This window comes from Phytobacter sp. SCO41 (genome assembly GCF_003073275.1).
Taxonomy (GTDB): domain Bacteria; phylum Pseudomonadota; class Gammaproteobacteria; order Enterobacterales; family Enterobacteriaceae; genus Phytobacter; species Phytobacter diazotrophicus.
Genome location: NZ_CP027225.1, coordinates 5,029,427 through 5,053,795 on the forward strand (window position 1 = coordinate 5,029,427; position 24,369 = coordinate 5,053,795).

Below are 24,369 nucleotides of genomic sequence, written 5' to 3' on the forward strand. Positions count from 1 at the left end.
AATATTAAGCAGTAACGTCTGGTCAGGTGGGGCGCGTTGTTTCAACGCGCAATCCCCATTAAAAGCGGCTAACGCATTCCATGGCTACGGCTTTAAATGACATGAAATCCTTACAGGCACTCAATCGGGATGCTGCCCGCTCGCGTAAGAACGTGACGAAAATATCGTATATCGCCATCGCCTCCTCATATTCACTTTTGCTAATGGCCAGCAGGAAAATAACGTGAGCCGTCTCCTCTCCCCACTGAATACCTTGGGGCGCCAGCACCGTATAGACCACCGTCTTTTGCGCCAGCAGGCCCAGCGAGTGCGGCAGCGCGATCCCCTCACCCAGCATGGTGCTGACAATCGCTTCACGTTCCACGACCGAGTCGAGGAAATCCGCATCCACAAACCCTTCCCGCTGAAGCTGGGCACAAAGCGTAGTGAACAACGTTTGTCTGTCTAACGGCTGGTCGATAATCGTGAAATGCGAAGCATCGAAATACTTTTCCAGAATCCACGGCCGCGTTCTGTCCACCAGCACCAGTTTGCCGATCTGTTCAAGCTGGTAGTCCGTCGGGAACGGCGCGATGGTCACAATCGGCTTCTCTTTATCGCTGATCCTTGCCGTGGAGATAACAAAGTCTTCGCTAATGGCCTCGCACTGCTCATAGTCGCGCAGCGTCAGCGTACGGGTGACCTCAATCTGTGGATATTTGCGTTGCAGCACTGCCTCAATCATTCGCGCCATCGCGTTACCCGCATCGCACACCAGCATCACCCGCGGCTGGCGCTGATAGCCAATGTTGTAATGCCGCTCCAGCCCAACGCCGATGTGCAGCACCAGAAAGCCGACTTCGTTTTCGCTGATCACATACGGCGTATATTTCCCCCAACTGGAGACCGCGGCCAGCGTCATGTCCCACGCCATCGGGTAGTGCTGCTTGATGTTATCCAGCAACGGATTAGGGATCATGATTTGATAGCGCACCCGGGTGATCATGGTCTTGATATGGGTAAGCAGATCCGCATGTAACTGCGCATCGTTTTGCAGGTTGTAGTTATAGTGGGTGTTGATGTAATTGAGGATGTAATTGACCAGCGCTTCGTCATCGTCCGCACTGATGGCGCTGGGGGTAATGTCCTGCAACTGACGCCCGGCGATATGCACCCGCAGCCAGTGGACTTCCGAAGCCGCCAGCGGTTTTTCGGCAAGCTGTTGCAGCGCGGCGGCAATCTCGCGCGCAGCATCCCGCACATTCTCGTCACCGTCTTCGGCGGTGAACTCTGACAGCGGAAACCCTTCGCTGATACGGCGTACCGCTACCGCACAATACAGGCGGATGAAGCGCTCGCCCTCATCGGTCAGCCGAATATGATGCCGGGTAAAAACATCGCGCAGAATCACCGCCAGTTGCTCCGGTATCCCTTTATTGAGCGCCTCTTCGGTGACAAGCGGGTTGCGGGCATTCTGCTGCGTCAGTTCCCAGAGTAAATCCGTCAGGCAGGCACGCAGCGCCATTTCGCTGCCGAACAACTTCATACCGTGACGCGGCCGGGTTTCCAGCGTCAGGCGATAGCGGGAAAACCACTCCCTCACTTCCGCCATGTCATTTTGCAACGTAGCGCGACTGACAAACCACTCGTCCGCCAGATCCTCCAGTTTGATGGAAAAGGCCGACGTCAGAAAACGCAGCAGAAGATGCTGTACCCGTTCCGCTCCGCTGCGGGGGATACGCAGCGTGCGCGGACGCTCTGCCTGCAGGGTCTGATAACGGCTGGCGTCGTCAATTTTTAGCTGATAACCGCTGCCACGGTTGAGGATAAACTGCGCCCCGTGGCTTTCCAGCAAAGCGTTCAGCGCAGTGATATCAGCCCGGACGGTACGCGTGGAAACCGACAGCCGCTGCGCCAGTTCATCCTGCGGCAGCGTCTCGTTCTGCAACATCATAAACAGTTGCGCTAAACGTTGGTTGGGGAATCGCACGTCGTTGTCCTCTTAACATGGCTTTTCTCCCCCTCCCTGAGGGAGAGGGTTGGGGTGAGGGTGTGTTAACCCACGCGCTGTTGGGTTATCGCCAGCAACTGGCGGACATCCGCAGGGCGGGTATCGCCGCTTACCTTATCAATAATAGAACTATAAATATGAGGAATGATTTTACTCACCCCTGCGTCCAGTGCGATCTGCAAAATCTCACCAAAGTTCTCCAGATCGATACCGCCCGTCGGCTCCAGCCAGAAGTCATAACGCGCGCACGCTTCCGCCACCGCCTGGTACTCTTCGCGACATTTCAGGCCGCCCATCGGGAAATATTTAATCGAACTGCCGCCCATGTCTTTGAGCAGAGCAATCGCCGTCTCCACCGGGACGATGCCGTCCGCCGCCTGGCTGCTGAGCGGCCCGGTAGAGATTTTGACCAGACCCGGCGTGCCCGTTGGCGACACCAGACCGTTCACTACGGTCGCGTTCTGGCCGAGCAGCGCACGGCTGGTCGCCACCCCGGTAAAGACCTGGTTAACATGCTGTGGCTGTACTTCACGGGAGATGGCGCTCACCATCGCCGACTGGTTCGGATCCCCTGCCCCCAGGCCCACGGAGAGGGCATTGTCGATACGCGCCGCATACTCCCGCATATCTGCCACCGCGCTTGCCACATCCGGGTAGTTTTTGGAGAGTACCCCCACCAGCACATGACCTTCTGCGGCCTCATAAATAGCGCTGGCGTTCTCTTTGCTCCCCGCCAGCACATTCAGGCAGACACGGTCATGGTAAAAATTGGGCGTCAGTTTCATGCGCGGGGCTCCTTATTCAGTTCTTCGGCGATACGGTTCGCCACAATGTCCAGTTGTTCAGCGCTCACGCTGCGTACATCGGCTTCGATGATCCCTTCATTGGCTTTGTAGCCACGGAAATAAATGGCGTATTCCCCCTGTTTCAGGGCACTGACCAGCTCGCCGGTGGCAATGCCGGTGATCGCTTCATCAAACTTGATTTCGCTACGGGCGATATCACGACCGGCGCTGTCCCACACCACGCGGGCGCTGACGCCGTTGAGGGTGTTCAGCCTGTCGATAAACGGCGTCATTTTGGCGACCATCTCTGCGCCGCTCTCTTTGGTGGCGCTCAGGTAGTGCTCAATGGCACATGTCAGCCCGAGGATACCCTCTTTGCCCACTTTCATGGCGCGCCCGATCCCCGCCGTCTGGCGTTTGACCCACTCCACGTACTGTGTTTTGCCGATGACCAGCCCGCTGGTTGGCCCTTCGATCGCCTTCGCACCGCTGTAAATCACCAGATCTGCCCCGGCACGGTAATAGCACTGCAAATCTTCTTCCGCCGCCGCATCCACAATCAGCGGCAGGTTGTGTTTACGTGCCACTACCGCCGCCTGTTCCACACTCAGCATGCTTTTTTGTACACAGTGGTGCGATTTGATGTAGAGGATTGCCGCCGTGCGCGGGGAGATGGCCGCCGCCAGTTGGTCGGCAGAGCACTCGTTGGCATAGCCTGCTTCAATCACCTTTCCACCGCCCAGCGCCACCATGGTGCCCACCGGGGCGCCGAAGTTGACGTTATGGCCGCGTGGCAGGACGATTTCGTTGTTCTCAATCGTCGTGCTGTGCAGGTTTTCCAGCAACCAGTCGCTATCTTTCACCAGTACCGCCGCCACCGACTGGGCGATCCCCGCCGAGGCGCAGGAGACAACCGTCGCCCCTTCCACTTCCAGCAGCTTCGCAATGTAGTCGCCGGTTTTGTTCACCAGATCTTTCATTTCGAAGTAGTGATTCATGCCGTTCAACACGGCCTCAGCGACTTCCGGGCGTGGTGTGGAAACCCCCAGCATCGTCATGCGCCCGGAGGCGTTAATCACTTGCTTTAACTGATATTTTTCATAAATCGAAGACATGTTCCGCACTCCCTTGTTCGGTCATATAGCCTTTGCCTGCGCGAATAGCGGCAAGCGGCGTGAGTAACAGGTCGGCCTGCAGGGTGTCGTTTTCCGCGTCACGAAAGAGCGCGGGCTGACGGCGCAGGTCGAAAATGGTCAGGTCGGCGTCATAGCCTACGGCAAGCCGGCCTTTGCGACGCAAACGCAGTCCGTCGGCGGCATGGTCGGTCACACAGGCAATCACCTGTGGCAGCGACATGCCAATAGCCAGGAATTTGGACATCACTTTCGCCAGCGAGAAGACCGGGCCGTTGATCCGGTTGCGGCAGTAGATATCAGAACTGATAGTCTGCGGCAGAATGCCAAGGGCAATAGCCTGTTTTGCGACGGCAAAGCTAAAACTGGCGCTACCGTGGCCGATATCCAGACGCACGCCGCGCGCAATGGCACGCGTGATAGAGGCACGCAGTTCGCCGGATGGCGTCAGAATGCGGTTGGGTTTGCCGTTATAGCAGTGGGTGATGATGTCGCCGGAAGTCAGCAGATCGGCAATCTCATCCAGGTCCGGTGGGTTGTTACCGATATGAACCATCAACGGCAGATCGCCGTTCTCTTGCTGGATAGCTTTGGCGCGCTCTAGTGGCTTAATGCCGTTCTCGCCGACGACGCTACTGCTCATACGCGCTTTCAGGCCGACGATAAAATCCGGATGGCGTTTCACCGCGTCGCGCGCGGCATCGGCGTCAATATTCGCCATGTTTGCCAGTTCGTTTTGCGCGATCAGCCCAACGCGGGAGATATTCAGTAGCGCATAGACCTCGGTCACCGCCTTACGGGTAATGGCATAAAAGTCATCAATGTCGTCTGCCCCCGTACTCCCCGCATCAATGACCGTGGTCACACCCGTCGCGATACCGACGCTGTCCGGCTGGTCATTGTAAATCGGCGATTTGGAGTAGCAATGGACGTGGGAGTCAATCCAGCCCGCACTCACATAATGCTCACCACCTAAATCAACGGTTTTCATCGCCGGGCCGCTGATGTCGCCCAGCGCCGCGATGTTACCGTTTTCGATGGCGATATCCGTCACCGTGTCATCCACCAGACGCGCCCGGCGCAGGAGTAAATCAAACATGCGAATCTCCAGTGATAACGGGCGCTTACGCGCCCGGTCAGATCAAAGTGCAATCGGGAAAATGGAGCCCAGCAGCATCGCCCCGAGGATAGCGCCCCCGGTAATCGGTTTTTGCCAGAGGTAAAACAGCAGCGCGCCAATCAGAGAGCCGATGCCGATAGGAATCGACGCGGTCATCGCGCTGAGGATAATCAACGGGCCCAGGAAACGGCCGGAAGCATTGCCCGCCCCCATCATGACGTCCGCCCCGTAGGTGGAATCGCTCTGGTTGATGGTGAACTTACGCGCCAGAATGATGATGTAACCAATCGCCAGGCCAATCACCAGGCCGGTCGCCAGCGAAGCGATAAAGTTGGTCACCGGGAACATAATCCCCGCGCCCAGCAGTAGCGCGGGAACGCCGAGACCAACGCCGGTTTGAATCGCCCCACCGATGTCCAGAATCCCCACCAGTGAACCTTCGATAATGCGGGCGAACAGGAAGCTCGCGCCAAAGGCCGCCACCGCGCCGTAGGCGCCGGTATCAATTCCCGATTTCAGCATCGCCACGAACGCCACTTCGTTAAAAGCACCGATGCCGTAGAGGTAGTACATATGGGTCCCGGCGAAGACGCCGGAAGAGAGCAGACCGACAAAAATCGGGAATGACCAGTCGGCGTACCAAAAACCTTTATTCTGTTCCATCATCGTTCCTTACTTGCCGCTGAGCGAGTTATGGATGAGCTCCAGCCAGTTCGGCGCGCTCAGGTGGAAGGATTGGATCATTTTCAGATCGAAGCCACGGAAGAAGGCGCTCAGGACAAACAGGGCCACAATGGCGCTCATCATCACTTTGGTGACGCGATGCCAGCCGCTCTCTTCCACACCTTTACCAATCAGAATACCCAGCACCAGGCCCGGCACGGCGTTACCCATGATGAGCTGCGCGGCACCGCCAAAAACGGTGGCCCAGAAGCCGGATTTTTTCCCCGCATCGATCGCCGCCAGCCAGAAGATCACCGGCATGACGGTGTTAACCAGCAGGTTCGCCGCAGGCACCAGAACTTTCACCGCCGTCACCTGTAGTGCCGCCGGAACGGAGGAGGCCGTCAGGTTAAGGAAGGTCACCACGATCATGCCGATCAGACCGCAGGCGATAGCCATCTTTTTCGGATCGTGGAGGGTTTCGCCGACGTTGCGGTTTTTCACCATCAACGCCGCCGCGCCCCAGTTCGGAATGATGCGATGATCAACGTCCTGAGTGAAGGAACCCGCCGCTACGGACGAGGCCCAGGCATTGAAGAAGAAACCTAACCCAAAGGAGAAGTGAGAAGCCGGATCCCCTTCACAGGAATTCAGCTCGCCGAGTGTACGAAATGCGCCCATCCCTTGCGTGGTTGGCGCATGAAACATGCGTGCAGCCCCAGCGCCTACCCCGACGCCCACAAGGCCGCCGATGATGAGCGATTTTATTAAAATTATCAGGAACATCAGTCTGCCCTTTTAGTCAAAATCAGCGTTGCGTGACGAAATCCACTTTGTCGAGATTGATGGCGGTCACGTTGACGGTGACATCCAGCTCCACACTGTATGTCCGTCTTTCGCGGCGCAGAAAGAAGAACAAAAAAGCCTCTTTCCGCGTCGTTTCATGCGCATGAACAACCTGCACGTCCTGTGGCTCTATACGCAGTAAAATGTGCGGCGACGCTTTCATCACCGCGGCCTGAACATGGTTCAGCGCATCGGAAAACGCGCGCGCTTTCGCCTCGCCTTTCCCTTTAACCCTGACCGTGGTGGTGAACTGTTCTTTCATGGTTACGCGCCGTATTTTTTCTGCCACGCCTGCACCAGGCGCTCGCCTAACTCTTCTTTATCCATAAAGCCGAAACCCAGTACATTGCAGCCTTCGTTGATGGCGGTAACGCCCTCTTCAACCGAACGCATGCCGTATTTGGCTTTATAGCCGTGTTTGTTTTGCGCGGTGATAGCCCCCGCGCCGCCGCTGCCGCAAAACGAGATGCCGAACGTCGCGTTTTCCGCTTTCATCACATCGCCCAGCTTCATATCCGCCGCCACACCCGGCACCACCACGGCGCGCCCACCGGCTTTCTCAACACCTGCCGCCACTTTCTGGCCTTTACCCAGACGGTCGCCAATCACTACGGTAATCTGTTCCATTGTTCGCTCCTTACAGGTTGTCTTTTGCCACTTCGAAGTGCACCGACAGTAGCCAGGCTTCTTCTTCCGGGAGGTTGCCAAATTGCGCCACGACGTCGCGGGCAAGTTGCATTGATTCAGGCGAGATTTCGTCAAACAGGCTGGCATCCACCTCCGGTAGCGGCTCGCCAGTCACCGACCGGTGCGCCATCGCACGGACATGCGAGGTCAACATCTGCTGCTGCACCGCGTTAGGCGTGATGTTGTGCTGGCTCAGCAAAGTGTATACCTGCGTGAGCATATGCCCGGCCAGGCTTGCCGTTTGTTCCGCCCCGTCTCCAGCGTCGTTCATTACCGCTCCGTTTTTCACTCGTCTTACCCCGTTAATGGCCTGGAATAAAACTAACGTTGCAGGTTAAGAGTTTGTAGCGAGGAGTTTTCCACTTTGAAGTGGAAAGCCGGGAGACTTTAGTGATCTGCGCCATATTAATGCGCCCCTCCGGGGCTTTTCACTGTGCAGCGCTCACAGCTTTGATGGAAAAATGCGGAAAAACGGGGCTATCGGAGAATAAAAAAACGGTCAACATGAAGAGAAAAGTGTGACGAGATAAGGGTTCCTTATGAAAAAGGATCAAAGGGTCGTTTTTAGCGCCTGCAAAAAATAGTCGGTAAACGAGGAAACAATCGGCAGCAGCGGCCTGATCGGTAAGCGCAGCAAATGCATGGGGCGCGGTGGTGGCAGGTAGTCTGGCAGCACCGGGCAGAGCCGGCCTTCGTCGATATCCTGTTGTAACGTCAGAACAGAGTGCTGCACTATCCCCAACCCGGCGAGCGCCGCCTGGCGTATCGCTTCGCCAGAATCGACCATCAGACGCGGTGTAATCGCAATCTCCAGCTTCCCGGACGGGCCTTCCAGTTGCCAGCTATGATCCGAGCGCCACTGGCTGAAACTGATGCAATGATGCTGCCTCAGATCTTGTGGCGTGAGCGGCGCGCCGTGGCGTTGCAGGTATTCGGGGGAGGCGGCGAGGATCATACGATACGGCGGAAGCGGAATGGCGACGATCCCGTCATCGTTGATATTGCCAATGCGTATCGCCAACTGGAAGCGCTCTTCAATCAGATCCACTTTCCGATCGGTCAGCACCATTTCAGCATCGACCCCAGGATATTGCTGCAGAAAACGCGACAGGATGGGGGTGAGAACGCGCTGGCCAAAGGTCACCGGCGCGCTGATACGCAGCATGCCCGCGACATTGTCATACAGGTGGTTTGCCAGCCCGTCCGCCTCACGAATGGTGGCAAGGATCTGCAGGCCATACTGGTAAAAACGCTGGCCGGCATCCGTCAGCCCTTGTCGCCGGGTCGTCCGGTGAATCAACTGGCATCCCGTTCTGGCTTCCAGTTCGCGCACATGTTTACCCACCATCGCCGGGGTGATGCCCAGCTCTTCCGCCGCCGCGGTGAAGCTGCCGCAGGTTACCGTGCGGACAAAGGACTCAACGCATTTTAAGTAATCCATTCACCACCCCCAATTCTAAACTCTGGCTATCAAATCAAAATAACAGAGTCCACTTTATCCGCCCATAACAGGGAGGAATAATCGTCACATTACCCTCTATTAGGTCATTTTATTATGCAATCACTGGTTTTCGATGAGTTTGGATCTGCCGACGTGTTGTACTTGCGAGAGAGCGCCACGCCGCAGCCAGGGCCGGGCGATATTCTCGTTGAAATTTCCGCGGCCGGGCTTAACTTTGCCGATGTCTATCGGCGACAGGGACGCTATCCTCTTGCCGGAGACGCCCCCTGGACAGCGGGTTATGAAGGAGCCGGGCGCGTGGTGCAGGTCGGTGCGGGGGTCAGCGGCTGGCAGCCGGGGGATCGTATTGGCTTTACCGATGTGCCGCTGGCACATGCCAGCCACGTTATCGTGCCGCAAACCCATGCTATTCACCTTCCCGACTGGCTTAGCGAGGCGCAGGCCGCCGCCGTGCTGTTGCAAGGATTAACCGCTGATTACCTGATCCACGATGTATTGCCGGTGTTGCCGGGGATGCGCGTTGCCGTACTGGCCGCTGCCGGTGGTGTTGGGCGGCTACTGACGCGGATGCTCGTCCACCGGGGTGTTCAGGTGCTTGCCGTAGCATCAAGCCAGGAGAAGCAGGCCATCTGCCTTGCCCACGGGGCGGAAATTGCGGTGGGTTATGACACCTGGCAGAAACAGGCCGCAGGCTGCGATATCGTTTTTGACTCCGTCGGCAGCACCCTGTTGCAAAGCCTCGAAGCCGTGAAAGAAGGCGGTCGCGTGGTGCTGTTTGGTATGTCAGGAGGAAAAATTCCGGCCGTGGATCCGGCTGAGTTTTTACTGAAATCTTCTGGGGTGCTGGGGGCCGATCTGTGGACATACTTGACCTCGCGGGAGCAACGTCAACGGCGGGCGGATCGCCTGTTCGGGCTTATCAAAGAGGGTCACGTTTCGCTGCCCGATATCACCGCGTTTTCACTGAGGGAAGGGGCAAAAGCGCATCGTTTGCTGGAGAACCGGGAATTTAGCGGGAAGATCGTACTTGTCCCGTAGCGGGGAGAGAAGCGGGGCATTTGCCCCGCTTCGGGATAGTTAGCGGAACTTCTTGTGGTTGCTGTTGCGGGTGGCTTTAAAATCTTCAGCCGCCGCTTTTGCTTCTTTGACTTTGCCTTCGTTCGCCAGTTTCAGCGCGCCGTCGATCTGACCAATCAGCGTTTGCATCCCCTGGTGGTAGTCTTTCATTTCAGGGCTGTCCGGCGCTTTACCTTCCAGCTTCGGCGGTGTCGCTTTTTGCGCATCTTCGGCAGCCGTGCGCATTTTGGTTAACGCATCTTTAATGGTGGCGGCATCATCCGATTTTTCGACAACCTGGAGATTTTTGTTGAGGGTGTCCATGTCATCTTCAAGGTCGGCAGCAAAGACATGTGCCGAGCCCAGGACAAGGGTAGAGACAGCTAACATCGCCAGCAGTTTTTTCCGCATTGCTCACTTCCTTTTTTATTATTAAAAAAAGCCATACCCTCAATAATTCGAGATTCAGGCCGCCGGAAAACGTGTGAATTCCAGCCGCTTACAGGAGTAAACGACCGGAGTGCGCACGTACAACCAACGCGCCTGTAACCTGAAATATGGCGGGCATTACTGACCGGCGATTTTCATCTCCGGTAACAACACTGAACCACACTGAATATTACTACGTGTTTCGATATCGTCAGCAATCGTAACGATATTACGCCACATATCTTTCAGATTTCCTGCAATGGTGATCTCACTTACCGGGTACTGAATTTCACCGTTTTCCACCCAGAACCCCGCCGCACCGCGGGAGTAGTCGCCAGTAATACCGCTAACGCCCTGCCCCATCAGTTCGGTAACCACCAGACCGGTACCCATCTGCTTAAGCAATTGCTCAAAGCTCAGGCCGCGCCCGGCGATCCGCCAGTTGTGGATCCCGCCCGCGTGCCCGGTGCTTTTCAGCCCCAGTTTGCGTGCGGAGTAATTAGTCAGCAGCCACTGCGTTAATACGCCATCTTTGATGATGTCGCGACGCTCTGTGCGCACCCCCTCGCTGTCGAACGGCGTAGAGGCCAGCCCTTTCAGCAAATGCGGATGTTCTTCAATGGTCAGCCATTCCGGCAGAATTTGCTTACCCAGCGAGTCAAGCAGGAAGGTGGATTTGCGGTACACCGAACCACCCGCAATTGCCCCGACCAGATGCCCGAACAGGCCAGTCGCCACTTCATGGCCAAAAATGACCGGCGCTTTCATGGTGGAGAGTTTACGCGGAGCAAGGCGAGAGAGCGTACGGCGCGCGCACTCTTCCCCCACCCATTCAGGGCTTTGCAAATCGCGAATATCACGGCTAATGGTGTAAGCGTAATCGCGCTCCATATCCCCGTTCTCTTCGGCGATAACGCAGCTTGAGAGCGAGTGACGCGTGGAGGCATAGCCCTGCAGCATACCGTGGCTGTTGCCGAAGACTTTGACGCCGTAGTGGCTGTTAAAACTGCCGCCTTCGGTATTGTTAATGCGCTTGTCGGCTTTCAGCGCCGCCTGCTCTGCGCGTGAAGCCAGATCAATGGCTTCGTCTGGCGTCACCTCCGCCGGATGGAAGAGATCCAGATCCGGTGCTTCGAAGGCCAGTAGCTCTTTATCCGCCACCCCGGCAAAGGGATCCGGCGACGTGTAGCGGGCGATATCCAGCGCGGCCTGCACGGTGCGGGCAATCGCATCCGGGCTTAAATCGGTGGACGACGCGCTGCCTTTGCGATTTTGATGATAAACCGTAATGCCTAACGCACCGTCGCTGTTAAATTCTACGTTCTCCACTTCACCGTAGCGCGTGCTAACGCTGATCCCGGTGGTCTTGCTGACAGACACTTCCGCACCATCCGCTTTTCCGGAGGCCAACTCCAGCGCGGTAGAAACCGCTTCTTCCAGTGCTTTGCGTTGTTGTGCAACTTGTGTGATTACTTTCATCGCCAATGCCATAATTAGAGGAGAGAATCTTTGAAGTCTAACAGAGAACCGTTTTTCAGTGCGCCCCTTAACTGGTAACATTAGCCTCTTTTTTGAGGAACCTGAGATGACAAAGCAGCCCGACGACTGGCTCGACGACGTTCCCGGTGACGACATCGAGGACGAAGATGATGAGATCATCTGGGTCAGTAAGAGTGAAATTAAACGCGACGCCGAGGAATTAAAACGCCTGGGCGCAGAACTGGTAGACCTGGGTAAAAATGCGCTGGAGAAAATCCCGCTCGACCAGGACCTGCGCGACGCCATTGAACTGGCACAGCGCATCAAGATGGAAGGCCGCCGCCGCCAGTTACAGCTGATTGGTAAATTGCTGCGTCAACGTGACGTTGAGCCAATTCGCCAGGCGCTGGATAAGCTGAAAAACCGCCATAACCAACAGGTGGCGTTTTTCCACAAACTGGAACAGCTTCGCGACCGCCTGATTGAGGAAGGTGATGACGCCATTGCGGAAGTGTTAGGCCTGTGGCCGGACGCGGACCGTCAGCAATTACGTACGCTTATCCGCAACGCGAAGAAAGAGAAAGAAGGAAACAAACCGCCAAAATCTGCGCGTTTGATTTTCCAGTACCTGCGCGAGCTGTCCGAAGCCGCAGAGTAATCTCACCCGGATGTGCGGCTCGCCCCGCACATCGCTTTTCCTCTTCTCCCTGCCTTTTTGGCAACGCTTCCTTAACAGCTATCTGTTTGATAATCACAGCTTATTTAAGCTGAATCGTTAAAGCTAAAATCATCCTGGTTCACAGATTTTATGCATGAGCTTTCATGATTACATAGTTAAAAGCGATCAATAGCAGACTTTTGATCACTCAATTGCGCTTAATTACACCAGATGAAACGGATCACATTTTTTAGCGTCAGCAATTATTAGATTTCAGGGGTCATGAAAATAATCGATTCAGCAAAAAAGGAATAAAAATGAAGAAAGCCCTGGTGTTATCAACCCTCGCTCTGCTTATTTCTGGCAACGTCTGTGCAAAAACATGGTTGCTGACAAGCGCTGAAAGCGGCGTAGAACAAGGAAACTGGCAGGTCACCAGCCAGCAGCTGAAAATTAAAGATCAGACTTTCAGCATTGAGCAAAAAGTCCTGCACGGCGGCAAGCAGGAAGGCAGTAAAATCATCACCATCAGCAGCCAGAATGGCCTGACAATCACCCTGAGTCCGACTCGCGGCATGAATTTGCTTCGTGTAGAAGGTTTTGGCGTGCGGATGGGCTGGGATTCACCGGTAAAAGAGGTGGTTAACCCGGCGTATATGAACCTGGAAAGCCGCAATGGTCTGGGGTGGCTGGAAGGATTCAACGAAATGCTGGTGCGCTGCGGCTATGAATGGACCGGCCATCCGGTCACCGCTGACGGGCAGATTTATACCCTGCACGGCAAAGTGGGCAACACCCCGGCCTCACAGGTTTCCGTGGATGTCAGCGAGAAAGCGCCGTATGAAATTCGCATTCGTGGGCTGGTAAAAGAGAGCACCTTCAAAAAAGCCGATCTGCAAACCGAAATGGAGCTGAGCTATATTCCGGGCAGCAACAGCTTTACCCTGCATGACGTGCTGACCAACCATGCTGATTACGCGCACGATTACCAAATCATCTACCACAGCAACTTCGGCACGCCGATTCTGGAAGAGGGCGCGCGCTTTATCGCCCCTGTTGAGAGCGTCAGCCCGTTCAACGATTACGCCAAAGCCGGGCTGAAAAACTGGCAAACCTATAGCGGGCCGACCAAAGGCTTCGATGAAATGGTCTTTAACTTCAAGCCGCTGTCTGACGCACGTAAAGAGACCGTGGCGGCGGTAATTAACAAAGCCGGTGATAAAGGGGCGGCCATCAGCTTTAACACCCAGCAGTTGCCGGTGCTGACGCTGTGGAAAAATACCGACACCCTGAAACAGGGCTATGTGACGGGGATTGAACCGGGTACCAGCTACGCCTATCCGGTGACCATTGAACGCGAACAGAAACGCGTGAAGAAACTGGAACCGGGCCAGAGCACCCGTTTCGACCTGACCTACACCCTGCTGCACAACGCAAGCCAGGTGAAGGATGTGGAAAAACGCGTCGCTGATATTCAGGGAGCTAAAGCACCGCAGATCATCGACACGCCAATCGCCAAAGAGTAAGCATAAAAAAACCGCGCCATTCCCATCAGATGGCGCGGTTTCCTGAACATCTCATCTCAATGTCTAAGCAATCCCGCTCTTTGGTCGAAAGCGAGGCCGCTCAATTACTCTGCGACCGCTTCGGCTTTTTTCGCCAGCCCGTCCAGCAGTTTTTGATGGATGCCGCCGAACCCGCCATTACTCATCACCAGAATGTGATCGCCAGGCAGGGCGGTTTTGAGGATCATCTCTGCCAGCGCGTCGACATCGCCACTCCAGTGCGCAGGGACCACGCACGCGTCAGCCACTTCCGCCACTTGCCACGGAATATGCTGAGGCTGCAACAGGAAGACTTCATCGGCACGCCCCAGAGAAGGCGCCAGATCGTCCTTGCAGATGCCCATTTTCATGGTGTTTGAGCGCGGCTCCAGCACCGCAATAATGCGCGCCGTTCCCCCCACTTTGCTGCGCAGGGCAGCCAGCGTCGCCAGAATCGCCGTCGGGTGATGCGCGAAATCGTCATAAACCTTGACACCATAGGCTTCACCGCGCAGTTCAAGGCGGCGACGGGCGTTCACGAACGAGCCCAACGCATCGGCAGCATCGGCTGGCGCAACCCCCACATGACGGGCAGCGGCAATCGCCATCAGACCGTTATGCATATTGTGTTCGCCGACCAGACCCCACTTCACCTGACCAACAGATTCACCGTCCAGCAGCACTTCCCATTCAGAGGCATCGGTGGTCAGTTTTTTTGCCTGCCAGTGTCCCTGTTCGCCCACCAGCTCCTGCTCGCTCCAGCAACCCATCGCCATAGTCTGTTTCAGGTTGATGTCGCTTTCAGGCCAGATGATCTTGCCCTGCCCCGGTACGATACGCACCAGGTGGTGGAACTGTTTCTGGATCGCTTTCAGATCGTCGAAAATGTCCGCATGATCGAACTCAAGGTTATTGAGGATCAGCGTACGCGGGCAGTAATGGACGAATTTCGAACGCTTATCGAAAAACGCGCAGTCATATTCATCGGCTTCGATGACAAAAAACGGGCTTTCCCCTAAGCGAGCAGACACCTCGAAGTTGCCCGGCACGCCGCCAATGACAAATCCGGGTTTATAACCGCAGGCTTCCAGAATCCAGGTCGCCATGCCTGCCGTGGTCGTTTTGCCGTGTGTGCCCGCCACTGCCAGCACCCAACGGTCACGCAACACAAAGTCATGCAGCCATTGCGGGCCTGAAACATACGGAATGTTTTTTTCCAGCACCGCCTCAACACACGGATTCCCGCGCGTCATGGCGTTGCCAATGATGACCAGGTCCGGCGCGTTATCAAGCTGACTGGCGTCGTAACCCTGAATAAGTTCAATGCCTTGCTTCTCGAGCAGGGTGCTCATCGGCGGATACACATTGGCGTCCGAACCCGTTACCTCATGACCCAGTGAGCGCGCCAGCAGCGCCAGCCCACCCATGAAGGTGCCACAAATCCCCAAAATATGAATGCGCATTCGTCTCTATCCTTCTTATCTACGGCGCACATTTTACCCTCTTGTCTCACACGACGGAAATGCATTTAAGGATAATCCGTATTGTGCTGGCGCGATTCACCTGTGCGCTAACATTTGAATCTTTGTTAATATTGTTGCAGTCACATTACTCCATATAAAATGTAGGGACAGGGTATGAAAACGTTAGGTGAATTTATTGTCGAAAAGCAGCATGAATTTTCCCATGCTACCGGTGAGCTGACTGCACTGCTCTCGGCAATAAAACTGGGTGCCAAAATCATCCATCGAGATATCAACAAAGCGGGTCTGGTTGATATCCTGGGTGCCAGTGGCGCCGAGAACGTCCAGGGTGAGGTGCAACAAAAACTCGACCTGTTTGCCAATGAAAAACTGAAAGCCGCGCTGCGTGCGCGCGATATTGTCGCGGGTATTGCCTCTGAGGAAGAGGACGAAATCGTCGTTTTCGAAGGCTGCGAACACGCGAAATATGTTGTGCTCATGGATCCACTGGACGGCTCCAGCAACATCGATGTTAACGTTTCTGTCGGTACCATCTTCTCTATCTACCGTCGTGTTACGCCGGTAGGCACACCTGTCACCGAAGAAGATTTCCTGCAGCCTGGCAATAAGCAGGTTGCCGCGGGTTATGTGGTTTACGGCTCGTCCACCATGCTGGTCTACACCACCGGCTGTGGCGTACATGCCTTCACCTATGACCCGTCCCTGGGTGTGTTCTGCCTGTGCCAGGAGCGTATGCGCTTCCCGGAAAAAGGAACCACGTACTCCATCAACGAAGGCAACTACATCAAATTCCCGCTGGGCGTGAAGAAGTATCTCAAGTTCTGTCAGGAAGAAGATAAGTCCACTCAGCGCCCGTACACCACGCGCTATATCGGCTCACTGGTGGCGGACTTCCATCGTAACCTGCTCAAAGGCGGGATCTACCTCTACCCGAGCACCGCGAGCCACCCGGAAGGGAAACTGCGTCTGCTGTATGAGTGCAACCCGATGGCGTTCCTGGCGGAACAAGCTGGCGGTAAAGCGAGTGACGGTAAAAACCGTATTCTGGATATCGTGCCGCAAAGTCTGCACCAGCGCCGCCCGTTCTTCGTTGGCAATGAGCACATGGTGGATGATGTAGAACGTCTTATGCGTGAGTTCCCGGACGCGTAAGTTCGGCATCTGGTCCCGGGTGCGCTTCGCGTACCCGGGCTATAACCGGATAAGGCATTGATGCCGCATCCGGTTTTTTTGATTAATGCACAAAAGTCCGTTTTACACGTTCAGACATGCGGAAATAGGGTATCCAGATACAGCAAGCCACGATCGCGCGAATGAGGGAGCGTGCATCGTCATAGCCAAATGGAAGGTTCATCAGCGCGTTCGCCAGCCACAAATCCACGCCCACAAACACCACGCCGTAAAGAAGAAAAATGATGTAAGTAACCGGTAACTGGCGCTTTTTGCGCAGAAAGAGACTGCCCACATAAATAACGAGCAGGAATTGCCCGATAAACCCAAAAAGCTCAAAGTAAATGACCGCAAGCCCACTGGTGGTAAAGCTACTGCTGAATTCAAGCAAGGCACGCGCGGTATTGTTAATGGCAAAAATACTCAACACTAACGCCACAAGCAGCCCCAGCGCGGGGAGATACAACCAGCCACCAATTTTCTTAAATTCTTTGGCCTCACACGCTTCGCAGTAATCGCTGCCCTTAAGCGCTTCGTTATCACACTGAATACAAATGTGTTTTCTGATCTCTTCCTGTGTGTCCATCAATCCTTACCCTGTATAAAAAATCCCGCGCGAACCTGCGCGGGGTTAATTATTATGCAGTTGGCTGCAAACGGAAAGAGGCCATCGCCTCCAGCAGTTCGCGGGACTGCTCTTCCAGCGAGCGGGTCGCGGCGGAAGATTGCTGCACCAGCGAGGCGTTTTGCTGTGCCGTTTCGTCCATCTGGCTGACTGCGATATTTACCTGCTCAATACCACGACTCTGTTCCTGCGACGCACTGGCAATTTCACGCATCAATTTGGTCATACGCATAACTTCGGACGCGATCTCATCCATCGTTTCGCCTGCCTGCATCGCCAGGTCGCTGCCTTCGGACACATGGGCCTGAGAGCTACTGATGAGCTGGCGGATCTCTTTGGCCGCATCACCGCTGCGGCTTGCCAGGTTACGCACTTCGCCTGCCACCACGGCAAAGCCGCGCCCTTGCTCGCCTGCACGAGCCGCTTCAACGGCGGCGTTCAGCGCCAGGATGTTGGTCTGGAAGGCGATGCTGTCAATCATGCTGAGGATATCGGCGATGCGGCTGGAACTGTCTGAAATATCGCGCATTTTCTCAATCACATAGCAGACCATTTCACTGCCGCGATCGGCAGTATCAGACACCGATTTCGCCAGTTGATGCGCCTGGTCGGCGTTATCCGCATTCTGTTTCACCGTGGCGGTGATCTGTTCCATGCTGGCGGCGGTCTGCTCCAGCGACGTTGCCGTTGATTCGGTACGTTGCGCCAGGTCGACGTTACCCAGCGACAATTCACGGCTGCCCGTATCGATTTGCGAGCTGGCATCACGCACGCGGGTAACGGAGTTAATGAGCGAATGACGCATATTCTCAATCGCCGCATTCAGGCGGTTGAACTCTTTACTGGCGGTACTGACGCTAACGGATGCCAGGTCTCCGGCGGCAACATGCTCCAGTTGGACAATCGACGCATTCAGCGGTTTAAGCAGCATATGGCGCATTGCCAGCCAGGCCAGCACGATAATGCCCGCTGCGGCCAGTGCAACGACGACAATCAGCATCATCACAAAATTTTTGCTGGTCTGGACCGCGCTGACCTCAGCTTTACCACGGTTTTCGCCCCAGCTAAGAAACGCTTGAATATCGTTATCAAACTGCCGGGAAACCGGAACTAATTTGTTCTCCAGCAGATCATAATAGGCATCCGCGCTTTGTTGGTTTAACGCTGCCTGCATCGGCTTAATGCCCTGGTCCAGATATACGCTGTAGCTTTTCGCAACCTGAGCCAGCAACGCTGCGCCCTGCTCGTCATCCACGCCCGCTTTAATGACGCTATCGAGCGATTTACGCCCCTGCTCAATTTCGCTATTAATGATTTTGACTGCACTGCCTGCATCGGCGAGCAGACCAACTTCCATCATGCGTACAGCCTGGCCCGACTCATTACGCGCACGCAGAATTTGCGTATAGCCTTCATTGAGGCGCGCCATCTTCTCACCTTGCAGAACGCTAATTCGTTCCAGGGAGGAGGAGCTTTTGCTGAGGGCATAAATTCCCATGCCGCTCACCACCAGCAGCAGGAAAGTCATAATAGCGAGAAGGGAAAGCAAACCAGTACGAAGCGAGAGCGTTCTGAGCATGATAGTTTTTCCGGTAGCAGAGATTCTTTCAGGCGTAAAATAAGCCTCATTGGCAGGTTATCGACCGCCACCGGAAAAACTTTACTTCTTTTTAATTATTTCAATGTGTTACTGCCTTGTTGCCGCTGTGCTAACGCGTGTAACAGGCGAGCTCTGCCGATTCTCCCACAGCACCGTAAGACCACGTTGTAACGCGATAAAAATAAACAATAAAATGCCGATCGCGATTTTGGTCCACCAGGAACTCAATGTTCCGTCAAAATTGATGTAGGTTTGGATCAGCCCCTGAATCGCTACACCGAACAGCGTACCCAGTACCGTGCCCACACCACCGCTCAGCAGCGTACCGCCAATGACCACCGAGGCAATCGCATCCAGTTCAACCCCCACACCGGCCAGCGCGTATCCCGCCTGGGTGTAGATAGAAAAGACAATGCCTGCCAGCGTCGCCAGCCCGGTCGAGAGCATATAAATACGAATGGTAGTGCTGCGCGTTGAGATCCCCATCAGGTTCGCCGACGTTGCACTGCCGCCAATGGCATACACTTCATTGCCAAAACGGGTACGGTGGGCAAGGAAAATCCCGATGACCACGACCCCTAACATCAGCAGCCCCATGGCGCTCAGGCGCCCACCGCCGGGAATCAGCCACGACAGGCCGGACAGAGTGTCATAGACAGGGTGGTTAATCGGGATCGACTCTTCGGAGACCAGATAACTGACACCGCGTAAAAAGAACATCCCGGCCAGGGTAATGATGAATGCAGGGATTTTCAGCGCGTCGATCAAAAGCCCCATAAACGCGCCAAACGCACAGCCCATCACCAGCACCAGCGGGAAGGCAACCAGCGGCGATATCCCCCAGAAGCCAATGGCTTTCGCCAAAAATACCCCGGTAAAAGCAATCACCGAGCCCACGGAGAGGTCTATCCCGCCGGACAGAATCACAAAGGTCATACCGACAGCGATAATGCCCAAAAAGGCGTTATCGGTCAGGATATTACAAATGACGCGTGTGGACGCAAAACCGGGAAACTGCGTCAGGCAATAGAGATAACCCAGGATAAACACGCCCAGAGTGATCATCAGCGGTAAATTACGTTTTATCATGACCGCGCGCTCCTTTAATCAGTGCGATAAAGCGCGGCGACTGAACAATCAGTACGCACAGCACCACCACCGCTTTCACCACCTGGTTAAGCTCTGGCTGGAAGCCGGAGAGCAAAATTCCTGTATTCATGCCCTGAATAATCAGTGCCCCTACCACCGACAGCACAAGGTTAAAGCGCCCGCCCATGAGCGATGCGCCACCAATCACCACGGCGAGGATGGCATCCAGCTCAAGCCACAGACCGGCGTTGTTGGCATCAGCCCCGCGGATATCCGCCGCCACAATCACCCCGGCGATAGCCGCACATACGCCGCTTAGTACATAGGCCAGCATCACCACGGTGCGGGTATTCACCCCGGCATTTTTCGCCGCGCGGATATTAATCCCCACCGCTTCAATAAACATGCCGAGCGCCGTTTTACGGGTAAACAGCCAGAAGATAACCAGTGTGGCCAGTGCGATGATGACCGGTGTCGGGAACAGCAAGAGCTTACCGCTACCAATCCAGGCCAGATTGGGCGCGTTGAAAGTGACGATTTGCCCGGAGGTAATCAGTTGCGCCACCCCGCGTCCGGCCACCATCAAAATCAGCGTGGCGACGAATGGCTGGATCTTTAAAACCGCCACCAGAACGCCGTTCCACAGACCGGCGAGGATCCCCGTCCCCAGCGCGGCAAGCAGCACTATCGGCAAGCCGTATCCGGCCACGGTCATTGACGCGGCGGTCGCCCCGGCGATGGCCATAACCGCACCAACGGAAAGGTCGATCCCCCCGGTCGCGATCACCAGCGTCATGCCAATGGCCAGTAACGCCACGGGCGCGGCGCGGTTGAGAATATCAATCGGGCTGCCGAACAGGCGGCCGTCTTGTAACACAATCTGGAAGAAATGGGGCGCCACCAGGCTATCCACCACGAGCACCAGAATCAGCGCCAGTATTTGTGGCGTCCCTGTAGGCCACTTAAAGCGGCGCTTCGGCTGCCCGGTTTGCGGGAGTGATTGAGGCATCACACTGTACTCCTTATGCCGCAATGGCATTCATGATCGCCGGGACCGACAGCTCAGCAAGCGGGATTTCCGCTATTTGCTTGCGATCGCGCATGATAATTACCCGGTCAGCGTAGCCCACCAGCTCTTCCAGTTCCGAAGAGATAACCAGTAGCGCCAGGCCGTCCGCGCACAACGTTTCAATCAGGCGGATGATTTCCGCATGCGCCCCGACGTCGATGCCACGCGTTGGCTCATCGAGGATCAGGAACTGCGGTTTGGTCAGCAGCCAGCGGGAAAGGAGCACCTTCTGTTGGTTGCCGCCGGAGAGAAACTCAATCGGCTGTTCCGCACTCGGCGTACGGATCCCTAACTGGCGGATAAAGCGCTCCGCAATGGCGTTTTGATCGCGCCGGGGAATTGGCCGTAGCCAGCCGCGCTGCGCCTGCAACGCGAGAACGATATTTTCCCGCACGGAGGCGGCGGCAATAATGCCGTCCGTTTTACGGTCTTCAGGGCAAAAACCGATACCGAGGCAGGAGGCCTGATGCGGTGAGCGCAGCGTCTGGGGCTTACCCTTGATCATCGCATTGCCGCTGTCGGCGGGCTTAATCCCGAAGATAACCTCGGCGGTTTCGGTGCGCCCGGAACCCAATAGCCCGGCCAGGCCTACGATCTCACCGGGACGAACCTCCAGATCGAACGGTGCTATCAGCCCTTTCTTACCGAAGCCTTTAAATGCCGCGACGGGTTTTTCGCTCAACAGGGTACGTCCCGCACGTTGCAGGGCGTTATTGTCCAGTTCGCGTCCCAGCATCATTTTTACCAGCTCAATTTGCGGCAGTTCTCGCGTGTCGCGGCAGCCAACAAAGCTGCCATTACGCAGAACCGTGATGCGGTCGCTCACCTCGTAAACCTGGTCCAGGAAGTGGGTCACGAAAATCAGCGCAACCCCTTGCGCGCGGAGCTGGCGCATCAGGGTGAAGAGCATTTCTACTTCCTGGGTATCCAGGCTGGCGGTGGGTTCATCCAGGATCAGCACTTTGGCAGAAAGATCGATGGCACGGCAGATCGCCACAATCTGCTGCATGGCGACGGAATAACGGTTGAGCGGCTCGCGCACATCGAGGGAAAAGCCATAAGACGCCATTAACTCGGTGGCGCGTCTTTCCATCTCTTTGCGACATATAAAGCCGAAACGACGCGGTTCGCGTCCAATAAACAGGTTATCCGCTACCGACATGTTCGGCAGCAGGTTGACTTCCTGATACACCGTACCAATGCCCAGTTGCTGCGCATGGGCGGTGTTTTTAGGCCGGATTTCATTGCCTTCCAGCCAGATGGTGCCGCTGTTTGCATGGTAGACGCCCGTTAAGGCTTTAATCAGCGTGGATTTTCCCGCACCGTTTTCACCGAGTAACGCCATGATTTCGCCCCGACGCAGACTGAAATTGACGTTATCCAGCGCTTTAACGCCCGGGAAGTACTGGCAAAGCCCCTCTGTACGGAGGATCTCCTGGTGTTGTTCGGTGGTCATTGTTTTCTCCCCCTCACCCTGACCCTCTCCCCGGAGGGGAGAGGGGATAGATAGTGCCAGCCCGTCGACACCCTCTCCCCTCCGGGGAGAGGGCTGGGGTGAGGGGCAGAGCGATAAAGGCATTAGTAGCCCATGTTTTTCTTTTTCTCTAACTCTTCTTTCGCCGTATCCGGCAGGTAGAGCGTGGATTTGGTGATGGTCAGCTTCTCAGGCAGGGTGCCGTCTTTTTTGTATTTTTCCAGCGCATCAAACGCCGGCCCGGCCATGTTCGGCGTCAGTTCGACGCTGGCATTGGCTTCACCGTCGATCATCGCTTTGTAGATATCCGGCACGCCGTCAATAGAGCCCGTCAGGATGTCTTTGCCCGGTTTCAGACCTGCTTCTTTGATGGCCTGAATGGCACCGATCACCATGTCATCGTTATGGGCATAAACCATGCAGATGTTTTTGCCGTTGTTCTCCGCTTTGATAAAGCTTTCCATGACCTCTTTCCCTTTACTGCGGGTGAAGTCGCCGGATTGAGAACGAATGATTTTGATGTTGGACGCTTTAGAAATGGCATCGGCAAAGCCTTTCTTACGGTCAATCGCCACGCTCGCGCCTACGGTGCCCTGCAGTTCAACCACGTTACACGGTTTGCCGGCGACGGTTTTCACCAGCCAGTCACCAATGAGTTGCCCTTCCAGCACGTTATTGGCGGTCACGGTGGTCATATAGAGGGATTTATCTTTCACATCAATTGAGCGGTCGAGCAGGAATACCGGGATTTTTGCATCTTTCGCTTCTTTCAGTACCGGCTCCCAGCCTGTTGCCACAACAGGTGCAATAAAGATGGCGTCCACGCCCTGGGCAATGAACGAACGCACCGCTTTGATCTGGTTTTCCTGTTTTTGCTGACCGTCAGCAATTTTCAGGGTAATACCGCGTTTTTGAGCTTCGCTTTTAGCGACGTTGGTTTCGGCGGCTCGCCAGCCGGATTCTGATCCGACCTGCGAAAATCCCACGGTTAACGGGGCGGCCATCGCCATAGACGACATGGCTGCTGAAACTGCTGTGACAAGAAGTAAGCGCTTCCACATAGGTGTATCCTCGTAGGGTTATTGTTGGCTACAACTTCGCCTGCGGGAAAACTATAGACAATTGGAGATGTAACAGAATGCGTTACATCACAAATCAGAAAAGTGAATGAATTGTTAGTTGCCAGTTGAGATCTGGCGCGCGAAAAGAGCAAGGTCGATCGCCTCTGCATCATGCTTTGAAAACACACAAATTTTCATTCAAAGCCACGTCTAATTCATGCAGTGTAATCGCTTTCACAATTTTATTCAGGATGCAGCTATCTTTATGGATAATCCGGCTACATTTTTAGAAAAAAAAGGAGGCGTCAGGCGTGTCGCAATGTAAAACAAGCAAAGACATTCCCGATGAGTTGGCTATAATACCCGGCACTTGTTTGCCACACATTTTAAAGGAAACAAACATGAGCTTACTCAACGTCCCGGCGGGCAAAGATCTGCCAGAAGATATCTACGTTATTATCGAAATCCCGGCTAACGCAGATCCGATCAAATACGAAGTCGATAAAGACAGCGGCGCGCTGTTCGTTGACCGTTTCATGTCCACTGCGATGTTCTATCCGTGCAACTACGGCTACATCAACCACACCTTGTCTCTGGACGGTGACCCGGTAGACGTGCTGGTCCCAACGCCGTACCCGCTGGAACCCGGCTCTGTCATTCGCTGCCGTCCGGTTGGCGTGCTGAAAATGACCGACGAATCTGGTGAAGATGCCAAACTGGTTGCTGTACCGCACACCAAACTGAGCAAAGAGTACGATCACATTAAAGATGTGAACGACCTGCCAGAACTGCTGAAAGCACAGATCACTCACTTCTTCGAGCACTACAAAGACCTCGAAAAAGGCAAATGGGTGAAAGTAGACGGTTGGGACAACGCTGAAGCGGCTAAAGCTGAAATCGTTGCTTCCTTCGAGCGCGCTGCGAAGAAGTAATCCGTTTTATCTG

24 protein-coding genes are annotated in these 24,369 nt (G+C 55.2%); 5 read left to right on the forward strand and 19 right to left on the reverse strand.

Annotated features, from left to right (window positions below):
• Window positions 1–58: 58 nt before the first annotated feature.
• From C5523_RS24445 to C5523_RS24490, 10 genes are all read right to left on the reverse strand, one after another.
• The gene (locus C5523_RS24445) at window positions 59–1,969 is read right to left on the reverse strand and encodes a transcription antiterminator (RefSeq protein ID WP_108702153.1); all 1,911 of its coding nucleotides are present in this window, start codon (window positions 1,967–1,969) and stop codon (window positions 59–61) included.
• A gap of 65 nt (window positions 1,970–2,034) precedes the next feature.
• Window positions 2,035–2,775 (reverse strand): KDGP aldolase family protein, encoded by a 741-nt coding sequence (locus C5523_RS24450; RefSeq protein ID WP_039077741.1) that lies wholly within the window; start codon window positions 2,773–2,775, stop codon window positions 2,035–2,037.
• Entirely contained in the window at window positions 2,772–3,890 is a 1,119-nt protein-coding gene (locus C5523_RS24455; RefSeq protein ID WP_108702154.1) for a DgaE family pyridoxal phosphate-dependent ammonia lyase, read from the reverse strand. Before C5523_RS24455 ends, C5523_RS24450 begins: the two co-directional genes overlap by 4 nt.
• Window positions 3,874–5,007 carry an amidohydrolase/deacetylase family metallohydrolase gene (locus tag C5523_RS24460; RefSeq protein WP_079497714.1) on the reverse strand — a complete coding sequence of 378 codons (1,134 nt, stop codon included), beginning with the start codon at window positions 5,005–5,007 and terminating at the stop codon, window positions 3,874–3,876. Before C5523_RS24460 ends, C5523_RS24455 begins: the two co-directional genes overlap by 17 nt.
• Before the next feature lie 42 nt (window positions 5,008–5,049).
• A complete protein-coding gene (locus C5523_RS24465; RefSeq protein ID WP_039077744.1) occupies window positions 5,050–5,691 on the reverse strand; it encodes a DUF4310 family protein in 642 nt (213 codons plus the stop codon).
• 9 nt (window positions 5,692–5,700) lie between these two features.
• On the reverse strand, window positions 5,701–6,477 hold the full coding sequence (locus C5523_RS24470; RefSeq protein WP_039077745.1) for a DUF4311 domain-containing protein: 777 nt from the start codon (window positions 6,475–6,477) through the stop codon (window positions 5,701–5,703).
• Window positions 6,478–6,499: 22 nt separating this feature from the next.
• Window positions 6,500–6,799, reverse strand: a complete 300-nt coding sequence (locus tag C5523_RS24475; protein ID WP_039077746.1) for a DUF4312 family protein — start codon at window positions 6,797–6,799, stop codon at window positions 6,500–6,502.
• 2 nt (window positions 6,800–6,801) lie between these two features.
• Window positions 6,802–7,164 (reverse strand): SFCGS family glycine-rich protein, encoded by a 363-nt coding sequence (locus C5523_RS24480; RefSeq protein WP_020456288.1) that lies wholly within the window; start codon window positions 7,162–7,164, stop codon window positions 6,802–6,804.
• 10 nt (window positions 7,165–7,174) lie between these two features.
• Complete coding sequence (locus C5523_RS24485; RefSeq protein ID WP_075203554.1) at window positions 7,175–7,513, reverse strand: PRD domain-containing protein; 339 nt, start codon at window positions 7,511–7,513, stop codon at window positions 7,175–7,177.
• 261 nt (window positions 7,514–7,774) lie between these two features.
• Complete coding sequence (locus tag C5523_RS24490) at window positions 7,775–8,665, reverse strand: LysR family transcriptional regulator (RefSeq protein WP_039077748.1); 891 nt, start codon at window positions 8,663–8,665, stop codon at window positions 7,775–7,777.
• 114 nt (window positions 8,666–8,779) lie between these two features.
• On the opposite strand from C5523_RS24490, the gene C5523_RS24495 reads away from it, so the two are divergent.
• The gene (locus tag C5523_RS24495) at window positions 8,780–9,724 is read left to right on the forward strand and encodes a quinone oxidoreductase (protein ID WP_172960915.1); all 945 of its coding nucleotides are present in this window, start codon (window positions 8,780–8,782) and stop codon (window positions 9,722–9,724) included.
• 39 nt (window positions 9,725–9,763) lie between these two features.
• On the opposite strand, the gene cybC is transcribed toward C5523_RS24495, so the two are convergent.
• Both cybC and pmbA read right to left on the reverse strand, forming a co-directional pair.
• Entirely contained in the window at window positions 9,764–10,153 is a 390-nt protein-coding gene (gene cybC / locus C5523_RS24500; protein ID WP_039077750.1) for a cytochrome b562, read from the reverse strand.
• Between the two features lie 156 nt (window positions 10,154–10,309).
• Complete coding sequence (pmbA, locus tag C5523_RS24505; RefSeq protein ID WP_039077751.1) at window positions 10,310–11,662, reverse strand: metalloprotease PmbA; 1,353 nt, start codon at window positions 11,660–11,662, stop codon at window positions 10,310–10,312.
• 94 nt (window positions 11,663–11,756) lie between these two features.
• Between pmbA and yjgA the strand changes: the two genes are divergently transcribed.
• Complete coding sequence (gene yjgA, locus C5523_RS24510; RefSeq protein WP_108702156.1) at window positions 11,757–12,308, forward strand: ribosome biogenesis factor YjgA; 552 nt, start codon at window positions 11,757–11,759, stop codon at window positions 12,306–12,308.
• Between the two features lie 317 nt (window positions 12,309–12,625).
• Window positions 12,626–13,834: an aldose 1-epimerase family protein gene (locus tag C5523_RS24515; protein ID WP_107223520.1), complete on the forward strand. Its 1,209-nt coding sequence runs from the start codon at window positions 12,626–12,628 to the stop codon at window positions 13,832–13,834.
• 104 nt (window positions 13,835–13,938) lie between these two features.
• On the opposite strand, the gene mpl is transcribed toward C5523_RS24515, so the two are convergent.
• Window positions 13,939–15,315 (reverse strand): UDP-N-acetylmuramate:L-alanyl-gamma-D-glutamyl-meso-diaminopimelate ligase, encoded by a 1,377-nt coding sequence (gene mpl / locus C5523_RS24520; protein WP_039077756.1) that lies wholly within the window; start codon window positions 15,313–15,315, stop codon window positions 13,939–13,941.
• A 174-nt stretch (window positions 15,316–15,489) separates the two neighbouring features.
• On the opposite strand from mpl, the gene fbp reads away from it, so the two are divergent.
• Window positions 15,490–16,488 (forward strand): class 1 fructose-bisphosphatase, encoded by a 999-nt coding sequence (gene fbp, locus C5523_RS24525; RefSeq protein ID WP_039077757.1) that lies wholly within the window; start codon window positions 15,490–15,492, stop codon window positions 16,486–16,488.
• 82 nt (window positions 16,489–16,570) lie between these two features.
• Here fbp and C5523_RS24530 read toward each other — a convergent pair whose 3' ends face one another.
• From C5523_RS24530 to ytfQ, 6 genes are all read right to left on the reverse strand, one after another.
• The gene (locus tag C5523_RS24530) at window positions 16,571–17,092 is read right to left on the reverse strand and encodes a DUF2569 domain-containing protein (protein WP_039077758.1); all 522 of its coding nucleotides are present in this window, start codon (window positions 17,090–17,092) and stop codon (window positions 16,571–16,573) included.
• A 52-nt stretch (window positions 17,093–17,144) separates the two neighbouring features.
• A complete protein-coding gene (locus C5523_RS24535) occupies window positions 17,145–18,710 on the reverse strand; it encodes a methyl-accepting chemotaxis protein (RefSeq protein ID WP_108702157.1) in 1,566 nt (521 codons plus the stop codon).
• Between the two features lie 108 nt (window positions 18,711–18,818).
• On the reverse strand, window positions 18,819–19,820 hold the full coding sequence (gene yjfF / locus C5523_RS24540) for a galactofuranose ABC transporter, permease protein YjfF (protein WP_039077760.1): 1,002 nt from the start codon (window positions 19,818–19,820) through the stop codon (window positions 18,819–18,821).
• A complete protein-coding gene (ytfT, locus tag C5523_RS24545) occupies window positions 19,807–20,832 on the reverse strand; it encodes a galactofuranose ABC transporter, ATP-binding protein YtfT (RefSeq protein ID WP_107223524.1) in 1,026 nt (341 codons plus the stop codon). Before ytfT ends, yjfF begins: the two co-directional genes overlap by 14 nt.
• A 10-nt stretch (window positions 20,833–20,842) precedes the next feature.
• On the reverse strand, window positions 20,843–22,345 hold the full coding sequence (ytfR, locus tag C5523_RS24550; protein ID WP_039077762.1) for a galactofuranose ABC transporter, ATP-binding protein YtfR: 1,503 nt from the start codon (window positions 22,343–22,345) through the stop codon (window positions 20,843–20,845).
• 122 nt (window positions 22,346–22,467) lie between these two features.
• Complete coding sequence (ytfQ, locus tag C5523_RS24555; protein ID WP_039077763.1) at window positions 22,468–23,424, reverse strand: galactofuranose ABC transporter substrate-binding protein YtfQ; 957 nt, start codon at window positions 23,422–23,424, stop codon at window positions 22,468–22,470.
• 401 nt (window positions 23,425–23,825) lie between these two features.
• Between ytfQ and ppa the strand changes: the two genes are divergently transcribed.
• Window positions 23,826–24,356, forward strand: a complete 531-nt coding sequence (ppa, locus tag C5523_RS24560) for an inorganic diphosphatase (RefSeq protein ID WP_039077764.1) — start codon at window positions 23,826–23,828, stop codon at window positions 24,354–24,356.
• Window positions 24,357–24,369: the final 13 nt, after the last annotated feature.

What these genes read in the sequence shown, in the direction of transcription:
- C5523_RS24450 (WP_039077741.1), bottom strand. Translation starts at nt 2,775, where the DNA reads ATGAAACTGACGCCCAATTTTTACCATGACCGTGTCTGCCTGAATGTG.
- C5523_RS24455 (WP_108702154.1), bottom strand. Translation starts at nt 3,890, where the DNA reads ATGTCTTCGATTTATGAAAAATATCAGTTAAAGCAAGTGATTAACGCC.
- C5523_RS24460 (WP_079497714.1), bottom strand. Translation starts at nt 5,007, where the DNA reads ATGTTTGATTTACTCCTGCGCCGGGCGCGTCTGGTGGATGACACGGTG.
- C5523_RS24465 (WP_039077744.1), bottom strand. Translation starts at nt 5,691, where the DNA reads ATGGAACAGAATAAAGGTTTTTGGTACGCCGACTGGTCATTCCCGATT.
- C5523_RS24470 (WP_039077745.1), bottom strand. Translation starts at nt 6,477, where the DNA reads ATGTTCCTGATAATTTTAATAAAATCGCTCATCATCGGCGGCCTTGTG.
- C5523_RS24475 (WP_039077746.1), bottom strand. Translation starts at nt 6,799, where the DNA reads ATGAAAGAACAGTTCACCACCACGGTCAGGGTTAAAGGGAAAGGCGAG.
- C5523_RS24480 (WP_020456288.1), bottom strand. Translation starts at nt 7,164, where the DNA reads ATGGAACAGATTACCGTAGTGATTGGCGACCGTCTGGGTAAAGGCCAG.
- C5523_RS24490 (WP_039077748.1), bottom strand. Translation starts at nt 8,665, where the DNA reads ATGGATTACTTAAAATGCGTTGAGTCCTTTGTCCGCACGGTAACCTGC.
- C5523_RS24495 (WP_172960915.1), top strand. Translation starts at nt 8,780, where the DNA reads ATGCAATCACTGGTTTTCGATGAGTTTGGATCTGCCGACGTGTTGTAC.
- cybC (WP_039077750.1), bottom strand. Translation starts at nt 10,153, where the DNA reads ATGCGGAAAAAACTGCTGGCGATGTTAGCTGTCTCTACCCTTGTCCTG.
- pmbA (WP_039077751.1), bottom strand. Translation starts at nt 11,662, where the DNA reads ATGGCATTGGCGATGAAAGTAATCACACAAGTTGCACAACAACGCAAA.
- yjgA (WP_108702156.1), top strand. Translation starts at nt 11,757, where the DNA reads ATGACAAAGCAGCCCGACGACTGGCTCGACGACGTTCCCGGTGACGAC.
- C5523_RS24515 (WP_107223520.1), top strand. Translation starts at nt 12,626, where the DNA reads ATGAAGAAAGCCCTGGTGTTATCAACCCTCGCTCTGCTTATTTCTGGC.
- mpl (WP_039077756.1), bottom strand. Translation starts at nt 15,315, where the DNA reads ATGCGCATTCATATTTTGGGGATTTGTGGCACCTTCATGGGTGGGCTG.
- fbp (WP_039077757.1), top strand. Translation starts at nt 15,490, where the DNA reads ATGAAAACGTTAGGTGAATTTATTGTCGAAAAGCAGCATGAATTTTCC.
- C5523_RS24530 (WP_039077758.1), bottom strand. Translation starts at nt 17,092, where the DNA reads ATGGACACACAGGAAGAGATCAGAAAACACATTTGTATTCAGTGTGAT.
- C5523_RS24535 (WP_108702157.1), bottom strand. Translation starts at nt 18,710, where the DNA reads ATGCTCAGAACGCTCTCGCTTCGTACTGGTTTGCTTTCCCTTCTCGCT.
- yjfF (WP_039077760.1), bottom strand. Translation starts at nt 19,820, where the DNA reads ATGATAAAACGTAATTTACCGCTGATGATCACTCTGGGCGTGTTTATC.
- ytfR (WP_039077762.1), bottom strand. Translation starts at nt 22,345, where the DNA reads ATGACCACCGAACAACACCAGGAGATCCTCCGTACAGAGGGGCTTTGC.
- ytfQ (WP_039077763.1), bottom strand. Translation starts at nt 23,424, where the DNA reads ATGTGGAAGCGCTTACTTCTTGTCACAGCAGTTTCAGCAGCCATGTCG.
- ppa (WP_039077764.1), top strand. Translation starts at nt 23,826, where the DNA reads ATGAGCTTACTCAACGTCCCGGCGGGCAAAGATCTGCCAGAAGATATC.